Annotated in this window: 18 protein-coding genes; 10 read left to right on the top strand and 8 right to left on the bottom strand. The window is 68.5% G+C overall.

Features of this window, described 5'->3' with window-relative positions; all coding sequences use genetic code 11:
* The first annotated feature begins 266 nt into the window (after positions 1-266).
* The 6 genes from C4B30_RS25135 (at position 267) to pqqE (ending at position 5,810) form a co-directional block, all read left to right on the top strand.
* Positions 267-2,297 carry a sigma-54-dependent Fis family transcriptional regulator gene (locus tag C4B30_RS25135; RefSeq protein WP_089500541.1) on the top strand — a complete coding sequence of 677 codons (2,031 nt, stop codon included), beginning with the start codon at positions 267-269 and terminating at the stop codon, positions 2,295-2,297.
* A 313-nt stretch (positions 2,298-2,610) separates the two neighbouring features.
* On the top strand, positions 2,611-2,685 hold the full coding sequence (gene pqqA, locus C4B30_RS25125) for a pyrroloquinoline quinone precursor peptide PqqA (protein WP_006485436.1): 75 nt from the start codon (positions 2,611-2,613) through the stop codon (positions 2,683-2,685).
* 60 nt (positions 2,686-2,745) lie between these two features.
* A complete protein-coding gene (gene pqqB / locus C4B30_RS25120; protein ID WP_089500540.1) occupies positions 2,746-3,669 on the top strand; it encodes a pyrroloquinoline quinone biosynthesis protein PqqB in 924 nt (307 codons plus the stop codon).
* Positions 3,670-3,671: 2 nt separating this feature from the next.
* Entirely contained in the window at positions 3,672-4,391 is a 720-nt protein-coding gene (pqqC, locus tag C4B30_RS25115; protein ID WP_089500539.1) for a pyrroloquinoline-quinone synthase PqqC, read from the top strand.
* On the top strand, positions 4,388-4,669 hold the full coding sequence (gene pqqD, locus C4B30_RS25110) for a pyrroloquinoline quinone biosynthesis peptide chaperone PqqD (RefSeq protein ID WP_006480620.1): 282 nt from the start codon (positions 4,388-4,390) through the stop codon (positions 4,667-4,669). The genes pqqC and pqqD overlap by 4 nt, the downstream gene beginning before the upstream one ends.
* A gap of 1 nt (position 4,670) precedes the next feature.
* Positions 4,671-5,810 (top strand): pyrroloquinoline quinone biosynthesis protein PqqE, encoded by a 1,140-nt coding sequence (pqqE, locus tag C4B30_RS25105; protein WP_089500538.1) that lies wholly within the window; start codon positions 4,671-4,673, stop codon positions 5,808-5,810.
* A gap of 320 nt (positions 5,811-6,130) precedes the next feature.
* Here the strand turns inward: pqqE and C4B30_RS35410 are convergent, their stop codons facing one another.
* Positions 6,131-6,280, bottom strand: a complete 150-nt coding sequence (locus tag C4B30_RS35410) for a hypothetical protein (RefSeq protein WP_158683528.1) — start codon at positions 6,278-6,280, stop codon at positions 6,131-6,133.
* On the opposite strand from C4B30_RS35410, the gene C4B30_RS36105 reads away from it, so the two are divergent.
* Positions 6,222-6,728, top strand: a complete 507-nt coding sequence (locus tag C4B30_RS36105) for an energy transducer TonB (RefSeq protein ID WP_227789705.1) — start codon at positions 6,222-6,224, stop codon at positions 6,726-6,728. The genes C4B30_RS35410 and C4B30_RS36105 overlap by 59 nt on opposite strands.
* 18 nt (positions 6,729-6,746) lie before the next feature.
* On the opposite strand, the gene C4B30_RS25095 is transcribed toward C4B30_RS36105, so the two are convergent.
* Positions 6,747-7,085 (bottom strand): helix-turn-helix domain-containing protein, encoded by a 339-nt coding sequence (locus C4B30_RS25095; protein WP_012339501.1) that lies wholly within the window; start codon positions 7,083-7,085, stop codon positions 6,747-6,749.
* A gap of 77 nt (positions 7,086-7,162) precedes the next feature.
* Between C4B30_RS25095 and C4B30_RS25090 the strand changes: the two genes are divergently transcribed.
* Positions 7,163-8,062, top strand: coding sequence for a hypothetical protein (locus C4B30_RS25090; RefSeq protein WP_089500536.1), 900 nt, complete (start codon positions 7,163-7,165; stop codon positions 8,060-8,062).
* 208 nt (positions 8,063-8,270) lie between these two features.
* On the top strand, positions 8,271-8,501 hold the full coding sequence (locus tag C4B30_RS25085) for a hypothetical protein (protein ID WP_027781357.1): 231 nt from the start codon (positions 8,271-8,273) through the stop codon (positions 8,499-8,501).
* Positions 8,502-8,660: 159 nt separating this feature from the next.
* On the opposite strand, the gene C4B30_RS25080 is transcribed toward C4B30_RS25085, so the two are convergent.
* The 5 genes from C4B30_RS25080 to C4B30_RS25060 all read right to left on the bottom strand — a co-directional run bounded on the left by C4B30_RS25080 (position 8,661) and on the right by C4B30_RS25060 (position 13,650).
* Positions 8,661-9,536 (bottom strand): alpha/beta hydrolase, encoded by an 876-nt coding sequence (locus C4B30_RS25080; RefSeq protein ID WP_179235077.1) that lies wholly within the window; start codon positions 9,534-9,536, stop codon positions 8,661-8,663.
* Between the two features lie 108 nt (positions 9,537-9,644).
* Positions 9,645-10,385, bottom strand: a complete 741-nt coding sequence (locus C4B30_RS25075; RefSeq protein ID WP_089500534.1) for an alpha/beta fold hydrolase — start codon at positions 10,383-10,385, stop codon at positions 9,645-9,647.
* Positions 10,382-11,188 carry a DinB family protein gene (locus C4B30_RS25070; RefSeq protein ID WP_089500533.1) on the bottom strand — a complete coding sequence of 269 codons (807 nt, stop codon included), beginning with the start codon at positions 11,186-11,188 and terminating at the stop codon, positions 10,382-10,384. Before C4B30_RS25070 ends, C4B30_RS25075 begins: the two co-directional genes overlap by 4 nt.
* Before the next feature lie 55 nt (positions 11,189-11,243).
* On the bottom strand, positions 11,244-11,723 hold the full coding sequence (locus tag C4B30_RS25065; protein ID WP_089500532.1) for a YciI family protein: 480 nt from the start codon (positions 11,721-11,723) through the stop codon (positions 11,244-11,246).
* 160 nt (positions 11,724-11,883) lie between these two features.
* Complete coding sequence (locus tag C4B30_RS25060) at positions 11,884-13,650, bottom strand: ATP-binding protein (protein WP_089500531.1); 1,767 nt, start codon at positions 13,648-13,650, stop codon at positions 11,884-11,886.
* A 155-nt stretch (positions 13,651-13,805) separates the two neighbouring features.
* Here C4B30_RS25060 and C4B30_RS25055 point away from each other — a divergent pair, with 155 nt between their 5' ends.
* A complete protein-coding gene (locus C4B30_RS25055; protein WP_011547073.1) occupies positions 13,806-14,036 on the top strand; it encodes a hypothetical protein in 231 nt (76 codons plus the stop codon).
* Between the two features lie 51 nt (positions 14,037-14,087).
* On the opposite strand, the gene C4B30_RS36100 is transcribed toward C4B30_RS25055, so the two are convergent.
* A complete protein-coding gene (locus tag C4B30_RS36100) occupies positions 14,088-14,222 on the bottom strand; it encodes a hypothetical protein (RefSeq protein ID WP_256980665.1) in 135 nt (44 codons plus the stop codon).
* Position 14,223: the final 1 nt, after the last annotated feature.

The raw sequence follows: 14,223 nt of genomic DNA, 5'->3' as shown, positions 1-14,223 counted from the left end.
CTCGGCCGGGCAGCGGCCGGATGCGTTCTGCGATCAAGCTAGAAACGCGCCAGCCCCGAAGATACGGATTCGCACGGGTAGCCAGGCGTCGGCAAATCGCGGTATCACGAACGTCTGGCCGTCGCGCGACACGCCGCCGTCGCCGCCCGGTCGATCGATTACATCGTGCTTTCAATTCTTGTCGGGGCGTCAGCGTGGCCCGATGCTTGCTTGCAATGACGGCAAAGAGTCCGGCAGTTGACCGGAAGGATCCCCCGGAGGAGACAATGCGCGATGACGTAGAGCAGGCGGCCGGATCATGGGCCGCGCATCCCGCCGGCTGGCCCGCACCGTCGATCCAGAAGGCTCACGAGCGTTCGGAGACGTTCGGCCTGCAGGTATCGGCACGTCCCGACTACGACGTGCTGTCGAACGCGGCGCTGGTGCTCAAGCGCGAGCAGAGCCGGGTGCTGTGCGTGCACGCGATGCCGGTGATGGAGACGCTTCACGAGCAGATCGTCAACACGCAGAGCATGATCGTGCTGACCGATGCGGAAGGGCTGATCCTGCATTCGATCGGCGACGACGATTTCCTGCGCCGCGCGGAGAAGGTCGCGCTGCGCCCGGGCGCGAACTGGGCGGAGAACCGGCAGGGCACCAACGCGATCGGCACGGCGCTGGCCGAGCTGTGCCCGATGGTCGTCCACGGCGACCAGCACTTCCTGGCCGCGAACCGCTTCCTGACCTGTTCGAGCGTGCCGATCCTCGATCCGTACGGCGATGCGATCGGCGTGCTCGACGTGACGGGCGACCACCGCAGCTATCACCAGCACACGATGGCGCTCGCGAAGATGTCGGTGCAGATGATCGAGAATCACCTGTTTACGACGACGTTCCAGGAAACGCTGCAGGTGTCGTTCCATGGCCGCCCCGAGTTCCTCGGCACGCTGATGGAAGGAATCGTCGCGTTCACCGCCGACGGCCGCTTCCTGTCGGCCAATCGCAGCGCGCAGTTCCAGCTCGGCATGCCGCTCGCCGCGCTGCGCGCGCACACGCTGTCGTCGCTGTTCGACGTCACCAGTGCGCAGCTGATCGACCGCATGCGCGCGAGTACCGACCGGCATCTGATGCTGAATCTCGGCAACGGCGCGGTGGTCTGCGCACGCGTGCACTTCCGCCGCGCGACGCTCGCCGAAGGCAGCCGGCCGACGGACGTCCACGACGCGGGGGCGCCGGGCGCACGCGCGAACGCGGTGCCCGCACCGGCGGCGGGCTCGTCGGCCGGCCTGTCGCGGCTCAACTATCTCGACACCGGCGATGCGCAGGTCGCGTGCGTGATCGCGAAGGTGCGCAAGGTGATCGGCAAGGACATCCCGATCCTGATCACCGGCGAGACCGGCACCGGCAAGGAACTGCTCGCGCAGGCGATCCACAACGACTCGCCGCGGCGCGACGCGCCGTTCGTCGCGGTCAACTGCGCGTCGATTCCGGAGACGCTGATCGAGTCCGAGCTGTTCGGCTACGAGGAGGGCGCGTTTACCGGCGCGCGCCGCAAGGGGGCGATCGGCAAGCTGCTGCAGGCGAACGGCGGCACGCTGTTCCTCGACGAGATCGGCGACATGCCGTATCCGCTGCAGGTGCGGCTGCTGCGCGTGTTGCAGGAGCGTCTCGTGAACCCGCTCGGATCGACGAAGACGATCGCCGTGGACATCGCGATCATCTGCGCGACGCACCGCGATCTGCGCGAGATGATCGCGCAGAACCGTTTTCGCGAGGATCTCTACTACCGGCTGAACGGCCTCGTGGTGCGCCTGCCGCCGTTGCGCGACCGCACGGATCTCGCGGTCGTCGTGCAGAAGATGCTGCAACGCGAGGCGTTCGCGGGCCCGGGCCGGCCGCCCTTGTCGGTCGCGCCGGACGTGATGGCGCTGTTCGTGCGCTGCACGTGGCCGGGCAATTTCCGCCAGCTCGGCAATCTGCTGCGCACGGCGGCGGCCATGGTCGACGACGACGGCGAAATCCGGCGCGAGCACCTGCCGGACGACTTCTTCGACGACCTGCGGCGCGGCGATGCGCAGGTTATGCAGGCCACGCCCGATGCCCCCGCCGCGGCGGGCGCCGGGCCTTGTATTGCCGACGCGTTGCCGCCCGCCGACGCGCGTCTCCAGGATGTCGCCGCATCCGCGATCGCCGCCGCGCTAGCCCGCCATGGCGGCAACGTGTCCGCCGCGGCGCGCGCGCTCGGCGTCTCGCGCAACACGATCTACCGGAAGATGCCGGCTGCCGACGCGGGCCGTCTTCCGCCCGACGAAAGCTGACGCGCAGCCGTCGCGAGCTGCGCGACCTGTCACAGCCGGTGTGTCAAGTTGCAACACCGGTGTTCAACGATTCAACACTTGTGACCACTCGCTGGCATCGCGCCGCCGGGGTGGCGGCACGCATTCGCGCGAATCGTGTCGGCGATTCGTAAGGATTGCGTCCCGATGCCCGGAGGACGGCCGTCCATCGCCGCCGCGCCGCCGAAATACGGCTTCGGCACGCTCCTTGCTGAAGAGAAACCGACCGCTCGATTGCCGCGGTTGTTCGACTCACCAGCAACGCATCAATCATCAACTCGACAGGAGACACACCATGCAGTGGACGACACCGTCTTATACCGACCTGCGCTTCGGCTTCGAAATCACGATGTACATCGCCAACCGCTGATTGCCGTGCGTGCCGCCCGTTTCGCCGTGGTCGGCGCGGGCGGCCTCGGGAGCTGACGCCATGAAGGTCAAGATACTCGGTTCGGGAGCCGGCGGCGGCCTGCCGCAATGGAACTGCAATTGCGCGAACTGCCGCCGTGCGCGCAGCGGCAGCGGCCACGTGCTGCCGCGCACGCAGTCGTCGATCGCGGTCAGCGACGACGGCGTCGACTGGGTCCTCGTCAACGCGTCGCCCGACATTCTTTCCCAGTTGCGCGCGGATCCGGACCTGCAACCGGCGCGCGCGATCCGCGACAGCGGCATCGCCGCCGTCGTGCTGTGCGACGCGCAGATCGATCATGTGACGGGCCTGCTGATGCTGCGCGAGCGCTCGACGCCGCTGCCACTCTACGCGAGCGTGCCGGTGCTCGACGACCTGTCGACCGGCTTGCCGCTCGTGCCGCTGCTCGGCCATTACTGCGGCGTCGCCGCGCACACGATCGTGCCCGGCGAGCCGTTCGCGGTGCCGGCGGCGAGCGGGATCCGCTTTACCGCGATCGCCGTCGACAGCAAGCCGCCGCCTTATTCGCCGCGACGCGCGGCGGCCGCGCCCGGCGACAACATCGCGCTGTCGATCGAAGATGTCGCGAGCGGGCGGCGCGCATTCTATGCGCCGGGGCTCGCGTCGGTCACCGACGACGTGCGCGCGGCAATGGACGGCGCCGATCTCGTGCTGGTGGACGGCACGTTCTGGACCGGGACCGAGATGATCGATCTCGGCCTGTCGGGCAAGCACGCGGCCGACATGGGGCATCTCGCGCAGTGCGCGGAAGCCGGGCGGCCCGGCATGATCGACTGGCTCGACATGCTGCCCGCGCGAACGCGCAAGGTGCTCACGCACATCAACAACACGAACCCGATTCTCGATCCGCATTCCGTCGAGCACGCGCACCTGCGCGCGCATGGCATCGACGTCGCACACGACGGCATGCAATTCCAGGTCTGACGATGAACGCACCGATCCCCGCTACGGCGTTGCACGCGACGCCCTGGACCGCGACCGAATTCGAGGCGCGCCTGCGTGCGCTCGAATCGCGCTATCACATCCATCATCCGTTCAACCGGCGGCTCAACAGCGGTGCCTGTTCGCCCGCGCAGATCCGCGGCTGGGTCGCGAACCGCTTCTACTACCAGATCTGCATCCCGCTCAAGGATGCGGCGATCCTGTCGAACTGCCCCGACCGCGATACGCGGCGCCGCTGGATTCAGCGGCTGATCGACCACGACGGGCAGGGCGACAACGAAGGCGGCATCGAGGCGTGGGTGCGGCTCGGCGAGGCATGCGGCCTCACGCGTGCCGAACTGTGGTCGCTCGAGCACGTGCTGCCCGGCGTGCGTTTCGCGGTGGACGCGTACGTGAATTTCGCGCGACGCGCGCCATGGCAGGAAGCCGTGTGCTCGTCGCTGACCGAGATGTTCGCGCCGCAGATTCATCTCGACCGGCTCGCGGGCTGGCCGTCGCATTACCCGTGGATCGAGCCGGCCGGGCTGCATTATTTCCGCAGCCGCGTGCCGCTCGCGCAGCGCGACGTCGAGCATGGGCTCGCGGTCACGCTCGCGCATTTCACGACACCGGAGGCGCAGCAGCGCGCGCTCGGCATTCTGCAATTCAAGCTCGACATCCTGTGGTCGATGCTCGACGCCGTCGAAAAGGCCTACCCGCTATGAACGCGATCGAAGCCGCCAGCGGCGTGCCGCTGCGCCCCTGCCTCAGGGGCATGTACCGCCTGCAATGGGAGGCGGCCCAGGATGCGTACGTGCTTCTCTATCCGGAGGGCATGGTCAAGCTCAACCCGAGTGCGGGCGAGATTCTCGCGCGCTGCGACGGCACGCGCGAACTGGACGACATCATCGGCGAACTCGAGCGCCTGTTCATGCAATCGGATCTCGCGACCGACGTCTACCGTTTTCTCGATCACGCGCGGCTGCGCGGCTGGCTGGACTGACATGACGCCCGACACTTCCCGTCCTTCCGCGCCGCTGTGGCTGCTCGCGGAACTCACGTACCGCTGCCCGCTGCACTGCGCGTTCTGCTACAACCCGATCGACTTCGCGACGCACGGCGCGGAACTCGACACCGACGCATGGCGCACGGTCATCAGCGATGCGCGCGCGCTCGGCGCCGCGCAAATCGGCTTCTCGGGCGGCGAGCCGCTGCAGCGCGGCGACCTCGAGATGCTCGTCGCGCATGCGCGCGGGCTCGGCTTCTATACGAACCTGATCACGTCGGGCATCGGGCTGAACGTCGCGCGCATCGAGCGGCTCAAGGCCGCCGGGCTCGACCACATCCAGTTGTCGCTGCAGGATTCGACGCGCGAGCTGAACGATTTCCTGACCAGCACGCGCACGTTCGAACTGAAGCGCGACGTGGCGCGGCTGATCAAGGCGCATGGCTACCCGATGGTGCTCAACTGCGTGCTGCATCGCTACAACCTGCCGCACGTGGGGCAGATCATCGAGATGGCGCTCGATCTCGGCGCCGATTACCTGGAGCTCGCGAACACGCAGTACTACGGCTGGGCGATGCTCAATCGCGACCAGCTGATGCCGACCGTCGAGCAGGTGCGCGAGGCCGAGGAAACGGTCAATCGCTATCGCAAGCTGATCGGCGAGCGCTGCAAGATCCTGTTCGTCGTGCCCGACTATTTCGAGCGCCGCCCGAAGGCCTGCATGAACGGCTGGGGCTCGGTGTTCCTCGGCGTCGCACCGGACGGCACCGCGCTGCCGTGTCATGCCGCTCGGTCGCTGCCGGGGCTCGCGCTGCCGAACGTGCGCGACCGGTCGCTGCGGGAAATCTGGTACGACAGCGATGCGTTCAACGCGTTTCGCGGCGAAGACTGGATGAGAGAGCCGTGTCGCACGTGCGACGAGCGTCATGCGGATCACGGCGGTTGCCGATGCCAGGCCTACCTGCTGGCCGGCGATCCGAAGGAGGCCGATCCGGTGTGCGCGAAGTCCGCGCATCACGATCAGATCGAACAGGCCGTGCAGTTCGCGCGACGTCGGGCGCCGCGCGACGAACAGCCGCTGGTTTTTCGCAGCAAGGAGAATTCGCTCGCGCAATGCGGCGCGGCGTGCGACGGCTGACGGGGCACGGCCGGGACGGCGGCAGCGGCGACTGAGGCGGCGCGACGCGATGGATATCGGAAGGGTCGATACGCAGTCCTCTTAATATCCTCGGCGCGATTGGCGCGTGCAAGGACGGCCGAACGCTGGACGGAGAGCATGATGCGGACCGCTGCTTTCAGCATGCGACAGACGAGCGGGGCGCGCAGGATCGTCGACGATCGCGCCGGCCCGCGCGGCCCGCGCATCGCATTGGCTGCCGCTGCGGCCTGTGTGCTGCACGCGGGCGTATTGATGCTGCTCGCACGCGAACCGGCCGTGCGCAGCGTGCCCGTGCAACGTCAGGTGATGGTGGCGATGCTGATTGCGCCGCCACCGGCGGTGTCGCCGATGGCGGCTTCCGCGACGCAATCGAAGGCTGCGTCGCGCGCGATGCAGCGCGCGGCGTCCGTATCCCGCTCGCCGGCGAGCGCCAAATCATCGGCGATCAAACCGGCCGCATCCGACCGAACCAGGCCGCCCTCGCACGATGCGTCCGCACCATCCCGGCCCGCGCCATCCGCGACGGCCGACGAGCGGCGTGACACACCACGCGACGATGCGACACCCGATGCCACGCATACACAAGCCCAATTACCGGCATCTCCGGCGCCCGCAACGCCGCGTTTCGTCGCGCGTCCCGAATGTGCGCTGCCCCCACCCGACTACCCGCCGCAGTCGTTGCGCACCGGCGAGCACGGCACCGCGCTCGTCGAGCTGGAAACCGATGCGTCAGGCCGGGTGGTCGCCGCGCGTGTCGTAGCCGGCAGCGGCTATCCGCGTCTCGATGCAGCGGCGCGCGACGCGGTGCTCGCGAGCCGCTGCGCCACGCATGCGGAGAACGGCGCGCCGTCGCCGATACGGGCGCGCGTGCCGATCACGTTCAATCTCGATGAATGACCGGGCACGCCGACGACGTCACCCGTCGTCGGCCTTCGCCTGCAAATCCTTCAGCCCCTGAATCACGACCAGCAGCGCCCGGCCGTGCTCGTCCGAGCCGTCCCACGCGTCGACGATCGCGTCGCGCAGCAGGTCGTTGTACCGGCGGCGCGACGGCTCCGTATCGACACCATAGAAACTGCATAGCTTGTTGAATGGCGCGCTGCGGCGCAGCCGGCGCCCGTTCGACAGCCGCAGGCGCGACACGGTTGGCTGGCTGACCCCGGAAAGTCGCGCGATTTCGCTGGACGAGCGTGTATCTGCCATCAGGCGGCGCAACAGGTCTTGAACGGGAAAATCTTGGTCCGGGGCTTCCATGTGATGCATTATACCTATACAGTTACGGCTGTTGAATGGGCTTGCTGTCAGCAGCGAGGCTGTATCCCGAGAAAGTGATGACACTGAAACACCTCCCACCCACGTTCTGCTGGACCAAGATCGGTACCGAGTCCGGCGAGGAACTGCCGACCGTCGTGCTCCGCAAGGAATGGGAGCGCCGGCTTGGGGGCGGGCGTTTTCTGTGGGGCATCAACCAGCCGCTCGGCAGCAGCGCGCAAGTCGCCGCGCATCGCACGGGCTCGCTGCTCGCGCTGTTTTCGCCGGTCGCGTCGCGCCCGCGCGCGGGCGAGCGCAAGGACGCGCTGCTGTGGAACGCCTGGGTCGACGCAAGCGGGCAGGTGCGGCCCTTGCCGCCGCATACGTTCATCGCCAGCCGTTCGACGTTGCCGTCGGGCCGGCGTCGCGAGCAGCACTACGCGCTCGTGTGCGCGTCGTCCACCGCGCTGACGGTCGGCACGCAGTTGCGCGTGTTTCCCGACCACCTGCGCAGCGTGAGCACCGGCAGGCCGCTGGGCGTCGCGCAGGGAGCGGCCGTGGTCGACTGCATCGGGCGTGCGAAGGAGCAGACGGGCAAGAGCTATCCGCTCGCGCTGTCCGTGGAGCTCGAAGCACCGTATTTCGTGCGGCTTGCGCAGCCGTGCGTGCTGAAGGCACGCGATCTCGCGGAAGTGAACAAGGCCACGCGCGCGGGGGATTTCGATCGTTTCGTCGAGCTGGTCGCGCGCTTGCGCGGCCGCGCGCCGACGGACGCCGTGCGCGGCGTCACGCGCGATCTGTTCGATGTGCCGCCGATCGAAACGGCGGCCGCGTATGTGGCGCCCGCGCATGTCGCGCGCATGCGCCACCGGCCGGCGGTCGAGCATCCGCGCGAGCTCACCGGCGATCTGTTCGACCTGTCGCCGGGCGAGGCAGCCGCGTTCGCCGGGCTGGCCCATCCGCGCGTCGGGCGCGCGTGACGGCGCGCGCGAAGTCGTTCGCGCAAGAATTTGTTGCAATCTCGCCGTAGCGGATCGGCGAGCGCGGAGGGACAATCGGCACGAAGCGCGCGGTGCGGCGGCCGATGCGTCGACAATGCGACGGGTCGTGGTTCACGCCGCCGACATGCGTACCACGCACACTGAGCGTCGGCGTGCTTCACACTGTAATCCCGAGGGAGGAGTGTCGATGTCGACCCACATCTGTTCGCAGGAAGCACGGGCCGCACAACGCTTCGTCGAAGCGACGCGCAACGTGGATCAGGCATTTCGCGCGGTGCGCGGCGAAGGCGACGACGACGGCTCGTCGGCCGAATACGCACGCGCGATGTCGCGTCTCGATCGCGCACTCGACGAGCTGGCGCGTGCACAGGAGTTCTTCGATCGCATCGTCGGCGCGAGCACCACGCACGACAACTGACGGTTTCGTCGTTTCTCTTTTTCGCGCGTCGAGCGACGCGCATTCATCTTCTTGCCGGGCGCGCATGCCAGGCATGCCGGTTCGTCATCCCGTTTCGATCTCCGACGTCAGGCCCTGGCGGCCTTCGGCAGGACAGCCGCTGTAACGGGCAGCCGTGCGTCAGCCCGCGCGCGTCATGCCCGGCGCGGACGGCGCGGCACGAGACGCGTAGCCGCGATGCTGGAACGAGGTCGCGAAAAACCGCATCTGATAGCGGATCGCATTCGCCCAGTAATCCCACGTATGGCCGCCCGGCCGCTCCGCATAGTCGTGCGGCACGCCGAGCGCGACGAGCCGTTCATGCAGCGTGCGGTTCGAGCCGACGAACGCATCGTCGCGGCCGCAATCGATCGTCAGGTCGAGACGTGCGCGCACGAACGCCCGCGCGTTTTCGACGATCACGTTGCGGTTCCAGAACGACGGATGGCGGCCGGGATCGCCGAACACGTGGTCGATGCCCGGCTCGTCCGTGCAGCAGCGCGGATCGACCGCGCCGCTGATGCTGCCGACCGCGCCGAACGTGTCGGGCCGGTCGAGCGCGATGCGCAGTGCGCCGAAGCCGCCCATGCTGAGCCCGGTGATCGCGCGCGCGTGCTGGGCCGCTATCGTACGGAAATGCAGGTCGACATAGGACACGACTTCATCGCCGATGAAGGTCTCGTAGCGGCTGCCCGAATCGAACGGGCTGTCGATGTACCAGCTTTCATGCCCGCCGTCGGGCATCACGAGGATCACGCGATAGCGGTCGGCCAGCGCGGCGATGCGCGTGTTCGACGTCCAGTCGGTATGGTCGCCGCCCGAGCCGTGCAGCAGATAGACGACAGGGTAGCGTTCGCCGTGGTTGTCGCGCGCGTAATCGTCGGGCAGCACGATGGTGGCCTTCAGCGTCTCGCTCATCGCGGCGCTCGGGATCGCGACGACCCGCGCATGGAATGCGAAAGCAGGGCTCGTGACGGCGAGCAGCAGAAGCAGCCAGAAGGTACGTGCCAGGCGCATCGATCCTTGCATGTGTCGACCCAGTCCGGCCCGAGGCCGGGAAAACCCTGTTCCGGCGACTCTAGCAACCGCGCCTTTCAACCATATTTCGGCGAATCCTACGGGTTGTCAGGTGGACGGCTTGCATACGATGCGCGCGATGGCGGCGCGCAGCGCATCGGGCTGCTCGGCCGCGATCAGGTGCCCGCAGCCGGCGATCGTGTCGAAGCCGGCGCAGTGCGCGAGCGCATGCTCGGGCACGTGCCAGCCCGCGCGCGAGCGTTCGCCGGCGATCAACCAGACGGGGTGACGCTCGAACACCTGCGCGAGCGCCGGCAGGTAGCCCGCGGCGCCGGTCGTTTCGATCACCGAGCGGCCCATCGCGCGCAGCGTCGATGCCGGCTGATGCGCGAGCCAGCGGCGTGCGTCGTCGAGCTGGCCCGGCGACGGGGCGTCGATCGCGCCGCGCAGCCAGTCGAGCGGGGCCGCGCGCAGGCCGTCGAGCATCGCCTCGGCTTCGCCCGGCGTCATGCGGCCGACCGATGCCGACCAGAACGCATCGTCGAACGTGAAATTGCCTTCGACGTTGACGATGCGCCGCACGCGTTCGGGGTGCGCGTGCGCGAACAGCATCGCGATCGCGCCGCCGACCGAATGGCCGACGACATCGACCGGCTGCATGCCGAGGTGCGTATCGACGGTTTGCCGCACGTGCTCGACCTGCGCGGCAAGCGAGATCGCGTCGGGCGGCGTGGCGCGATGCGCGCCGTAGCCGAGCAGGTCGGGGCGCAGATGCGGGCCGTTCCATCCGCGCACGTCGAACGTGCCGATGAAACCGTGAATGAAGACGACGGGTGCGGGCGGGATCATGCGGCGTGCACGGAAGGAAGCGGCGGCAATTCGAGTTCGGCGAGCAGTTCGTCGAGTTCGAGCATGTGCGTGCGGTCGTGATCGAGCAGCTCGCGCACGAGTTCGTCGAGCGACATGCGGCGGATGCCGTCGCGCAGCCCGCAGCGTGCGAGTTGCGACGGCTCCAGCGCGGCCGCGGTCGCGCACAGCGCGGCGCGACCGCGGCCGAACGCCGCGACGGCGAGATCGAGCGGCTGCGCGAGATAGTTGCGTTGCGCGGCGAGCGCGGTGCCGTCGACGGACTCGATCATGGGCAGCTCGGCCGTGCGCACGGCGTCGATGCGCGCGGCGAACACCGCATCGAGATCGCGCAGGTGGCACGCATGTTCGACGAGCGAGAAGCCGGTGCCGGCCGGCCGGCGCGTGGCCAGCACCGCCGGTACATGCGCCGCACAGGCGGCGAGCCGCTCGGGCATGCGAGCCAGCGCGGCGACGACGTCGGCGAACGGCAGCCGGTGCGGGTGCGCGCTGAATACCGCGCCATAGCTGAACAGCGCACCGCCGAGCCGCCCGCGCGCCTGCACGACCTCGTGGCCGTGGCGGCGCATGACGTCGGCGACCATCGCGCCGCAGAACTGGCGGGCCGTCGTGTCGGCTTCGACTTCGGGGAACGTGCGCGCGATCTCGTCCTGGATCGCGCCGACCGCGGCGACGCCGACGCGCGACAGCGCCGCGAACTCGAGATAGCGCTCGGGCTGGTCGATCAGCGCTTCGAGCTGGGCGCCGAGCGCGGTCAAGCGGAAACGGTCGAAACGGGAATGCATGGCGGAGCCCTACCGACTAACGTGACAAAACGATACGTTACTCGGTGGGGCTCCGTCAACCGGCGCGTTCGGGCACCTGCGGTTCGCGGCCGCGCGCCGGTCGTTCAGGGCTTCTGCCGCGCGTCGGCTCCGCACGCATCCGTGCTTCCTGTTCCTGCAGCTCGGGCGTGAATGCGTCGCCGAAATCCTCGATCTCGTACAACGGACGGATCTCGATGTCGGAGTCGCCAGGCATCGGGTTCGGGCAGCGCTTCACCCATTCGACGGCTTCCTCCATCGATTTCACTTGCCACAGCCAGTAGCCGGCGACGAGTTCGTTCGTTTCGGCGAACGGGCCGTCGATGACCGCGCGGTGCTTGCCGGAAAAGTGCACGCGCTTGCCGCGGCTGCTCGGGTGCAGCCCGTCGGCGGCGAGCAGGATGCCGGCTTTCGTCAGTTCCTCGTTGAACTGGCCCATCGCGGCCAGCATGTCGGTGTCGGGCAGGCGGCCGGATTCGGAATCGGCGGTGGCTTTGACGATGACCATGACGCGCATTGTCGTATCTCCTTGAACGGGAACAGGGCGCTTGCCGGCGGTGCGACGGCAAAACGATCGGTTACGACAATACGACGCGCGACGGCGACGCTAATCGACATCGCGGGCAAAAAAATTCAGCGGCGCTCGAAACGACGGAGGGCGCCGTAACGGCAACGCGTCATGCCGCGTCGGCCTGCGCATCGAGCACGCCGCGGATCCGGGCGGCGAGTTCGTCGCGCCGGTACGGCTTGCCGAGCAGCATCACGCCGGGGTCGAGCCGCCCCGCGTGGAAGATCTCGTCGCGCGTGTAGCCGGACGTGAACAGTACCGGCAACGGCGGCTTGCGCAGTGCGGCGCGGCGTCCGAGTTCGCTGCCCTTTACGCGGCCCGGCATGATCACGTCGGTAAACAGCAGATCGATCGGCGTCTCGCTGTCGAGCACGCGCAGCGCGGCTTCGCCGTCGGACGCCGTGATGACCGTGTAGCCGAGCTGAGCCAGCATGTCGACCACCGTCAGCCGGACATCCGCATCGTCCTCGACGACGAGGATCGTTTCGCGGCCGCGCACCGCATCCTGCTGCTGCGTGCGGGCAGGCTCGTCGGCCGCCTCGTGGCAGCGCGGAAACGTGAGGCGCACGGTGGTGCCCTGGCCGGGCGTGCTGTCGATCGACACGTGGCCGCCGCTCTGCTTGACGAAGCCGAACACCATGCTGAGCCCGAGCCCGGTGCCTTCGCCGTCCGGCTTGGTCGTGAAGAACGGTTCGAAGACGCGTTCGAGCACGTCGGCGGTCATGCCGATACCCGTGTCGGCGATCTCGAACGTCACGTATTCGCCGGGCGGCATCGGGGCGCGGCGCGTGCCGGCCGCGGGGCCGGGCTGCGTGCCGTTGTACGCGGCGATCGTCAGCGTGCCGCCGCCGCGCATCGCGTCGCGCGCATTGATCGCGAGGTTCAGCAGGGCGTTTTCGAGCTGGTGCCGGTCGGCCAGCACGTTGCCGACGTCGGGCGACAGCGCGGAGACGATCCGCACCGTCTCGCCGAGCGCGTGGTGCAGCATCTCGTTCATGCCGTCGATCAGCCGGCACGGGTTCAGCGTGGTCGGAGCAAGCGGCTGGCGTCGCGCGAACGCGAGCAGGTGCGACGCCAGTTGCGCGCCGCGCCGCACGGCGTTGTTCGCGTTCTCGATCCGCGGCTGCGCGCTGGCATGCGCGCCGAGTTCGACGGAGAGGATCTGCAGGTTGCCGCTGATCACCTGCAGCACGTTGTTGAAGTCGTGCGCGATGCCGCCGGTCAGGCTGCCGATCGCTTCCATCTTCTGCGCGTGACGCAACTGTTCCTCGATCGCCGCGCGCTCGGCGATCGCGTCGGTCACGCGCTGTTCGAGCGTTTCGGTCAGGTCGCGCAACTCGGCATTGGATGCCTGCAGCGCGGCTTCCGCACGATCGCGGTGGCGCGTGGCGAGCACGCGCTCGGTGGTCTCGACCACGACGGCGAGCACGCCGCCCGGCGCGCCGTCGTCGTCGGGCAGCGGGCTGTAGTGCAGATCCATCCAGACGTCTTCGGGGCGGCCGCTGCGCAGCAGCACGAGGGCCTTGTCGCGATAGGACAGTGTGCCGCCGGCGAGGCAGGTATTCATCACGTTGCGGTTGAAATCGGCGACTTCGGGCCAGCCGAGTTCGACCGGCTGACCGAGCAGATACGGATGGCGGCCGCCGGCGAACCCGGCATACGCGTCGTTGTAGATCATGTAGCCGGGGCGGCCCCACAGCATCACCAGCGGCAGCGGCGAGGCGAGCACGGTGCGGACTGCCGCGACGAGGCTGGCGGACCAGCCGTCGATCGGGCCCAGCCCGGTGGCCGACCAGTCGAATGCGGTAATGCGGCGGGCCATGTCGCCCTGCCAGCCGGGGCAAGCGTGATGCTGCGCGAACAACTCGACATGCATGGAAGCGCTCCGATGAGGACATGCGGCCGCGGGCGGTGCGGCAGGTCGCGTAAGCGGGTTCCATTTTAGAGCAGATCGATTCGCGCGACCGCTGTCACGGAGCGCGTCGGCAAAGCTGGTATGCTGATCCGCGTCACGTGTACGCGGAGGGCGCCATGGCTGCTAAGGAAGTCTCGAAGAAGAAGTACCTGAAAATCCTGAACAAACGCCTGCGTGCGGAGCCGGCGGCTCCGGCCGGCGCGTCGTTCGTGTTTTTCCCGCTGGGTGCGAAGGCCAAGCACGCGACGGGCGTCGTGTCCGGCGACGCGCGCAGCAAGCGCGAACTGGCCGTAATGGCCGCGGTCCAGCGCAAGGCGGCCGAAGAGTTCGTCGTCGCCGACGCCTGACCGGCCGAGGCCGCACGCTGCCGCACGCTGCCGGATGACCGCCGCCGCGGCTTACGCGGCGGCGGCTTCGCAATGGGCGATCGCACCGGCGAGCACGCGCGGAATGTCGTGCGCGATCGCCGGGCCGTGCATCGGCAGGATGATGTCGAGATCGAGCGCCTGGATCCGGCGCAGCGCGCTCGCCATG

This window comes from Burkholderia sp. BE12 (genome assembly GCF_002959955.1).
Lineage (GTDB): Bacteria > Pseudomonadota > Gammaproteobacteria > Burkholderiales > Burkholderiaceae > Burkholderia.
The sequence above is the reverse complement of the archived record's forward strand: the minus strand, read 5'-3'. Positions and strand labels throughout refer to the sequence as shown.

Coding starts and splice junctions, on each gene's coding strand:
- C4B30_RS25135 (WP_089500541.1), top strand. CDS start 267: ATGCGCGATGACGTAGAGCAGGCGGCCGGATCATGGGCCGCGCATCCC.
- pqqB (WP_089500540.1), top strand. CDS start 2,746: ATGAAGGTCAAGATACTCGGTTCGGGAGCCGGCGGCGGCCTGCCGCAA.
- pqqC (WP_089500539.1), top strand. CDS start 3,672: ATGAACGCACCGATCCCCGCTACGGCGTTGCACGCGACGCCCTGGACC.
- pqqD (WP_006480620.1), top strand. CDS start 4,388: ATGAACGCGATCGAAGCCGCCAGCGGCGTGCCGCTGCGCCCCTGCCTC.
- pqqE (WP_089500538.1), top strand. CDS start 4,671: ATGACGCCCGACACTTCCCGTCCTTCCGCGCCGCTGTGGCTGCTCGCG.
- C4B30_RS36105 (WP_227789705.1), top strand. CDS start 6,222: ATGCAGCGCGCGGCGTCCGTATCCCGCTCGCCGGCGAGCGCCAAATCA.
- C4B30_RS25095 (WP_012339501.1), bottom strand. CDS start 7,085: ATGGAAGCCCCGGACCAAGATTTTCCCGTTCAAGACCTGTTGCGCCGC.
- C4B30_RS25090 (WP_089500536.1), top strand. CDS start 7,163: ATGACACTGAAACACCTCCCACCCACGTTCTGCTGGACCAAGATCGGT.
- C4B30_RS25085 (WP_027781357.1), top strand. CDS start 8,271: ATGTCGACCCACATCTGTTCGCAGGAAGCACGGGCCGCACAACGCTTC.
- C4B30_RS25080 (WP_179235077.1), bottom strand. CDS start 9,536: ATGCGCCTGGCACGTACCTTCTGGCTGCTTCTGCTGCTCGCCGTCACG.
- C4B30_RS25075 (WP_089500534.1), bottom strand. CDS start 10,385: ATGATCCCGCCCGCACCCGTCGTCTTCATTCACGGTTTCATCGGCACG.
- C4B30_RS25070 (WP_089500533.1), bottom strand. CDS start 11,188: ATGCATTCCCGTTTCGACCGTTTCCGCTTGACCGCGCTCGGCGCCCAG.
- C4B30_RS25065 (WP_089500532.1), bottom strand. CDS start 11,723: ATGCGCGTCATGGTCATCGTCAAAGCCACCGCCGATTCCGAATCCGGC.
- C4B30_RS25060 (WP_089500531.1), bottom strand. CDS start 13,650: ATGCATGTCGAGTTGTTCGCGCAGCATCACGCTTGCCCCGGCTGGCAG.
- C4B30_RS25055 (WP_011547073.1), top strand. CDS start 13,806: ATGGCTGCTAAGGAAGTCTCGAAGAAGAAGTACCTGAAAATCCTGAAC.
- C4B30_RS36100 (WP_256980665.1), bottom strand. CDS start 14,222: ATGGCGAGCGCGCTGCGCCGGATCCAGGCGCTCGATCTCGACATCATC.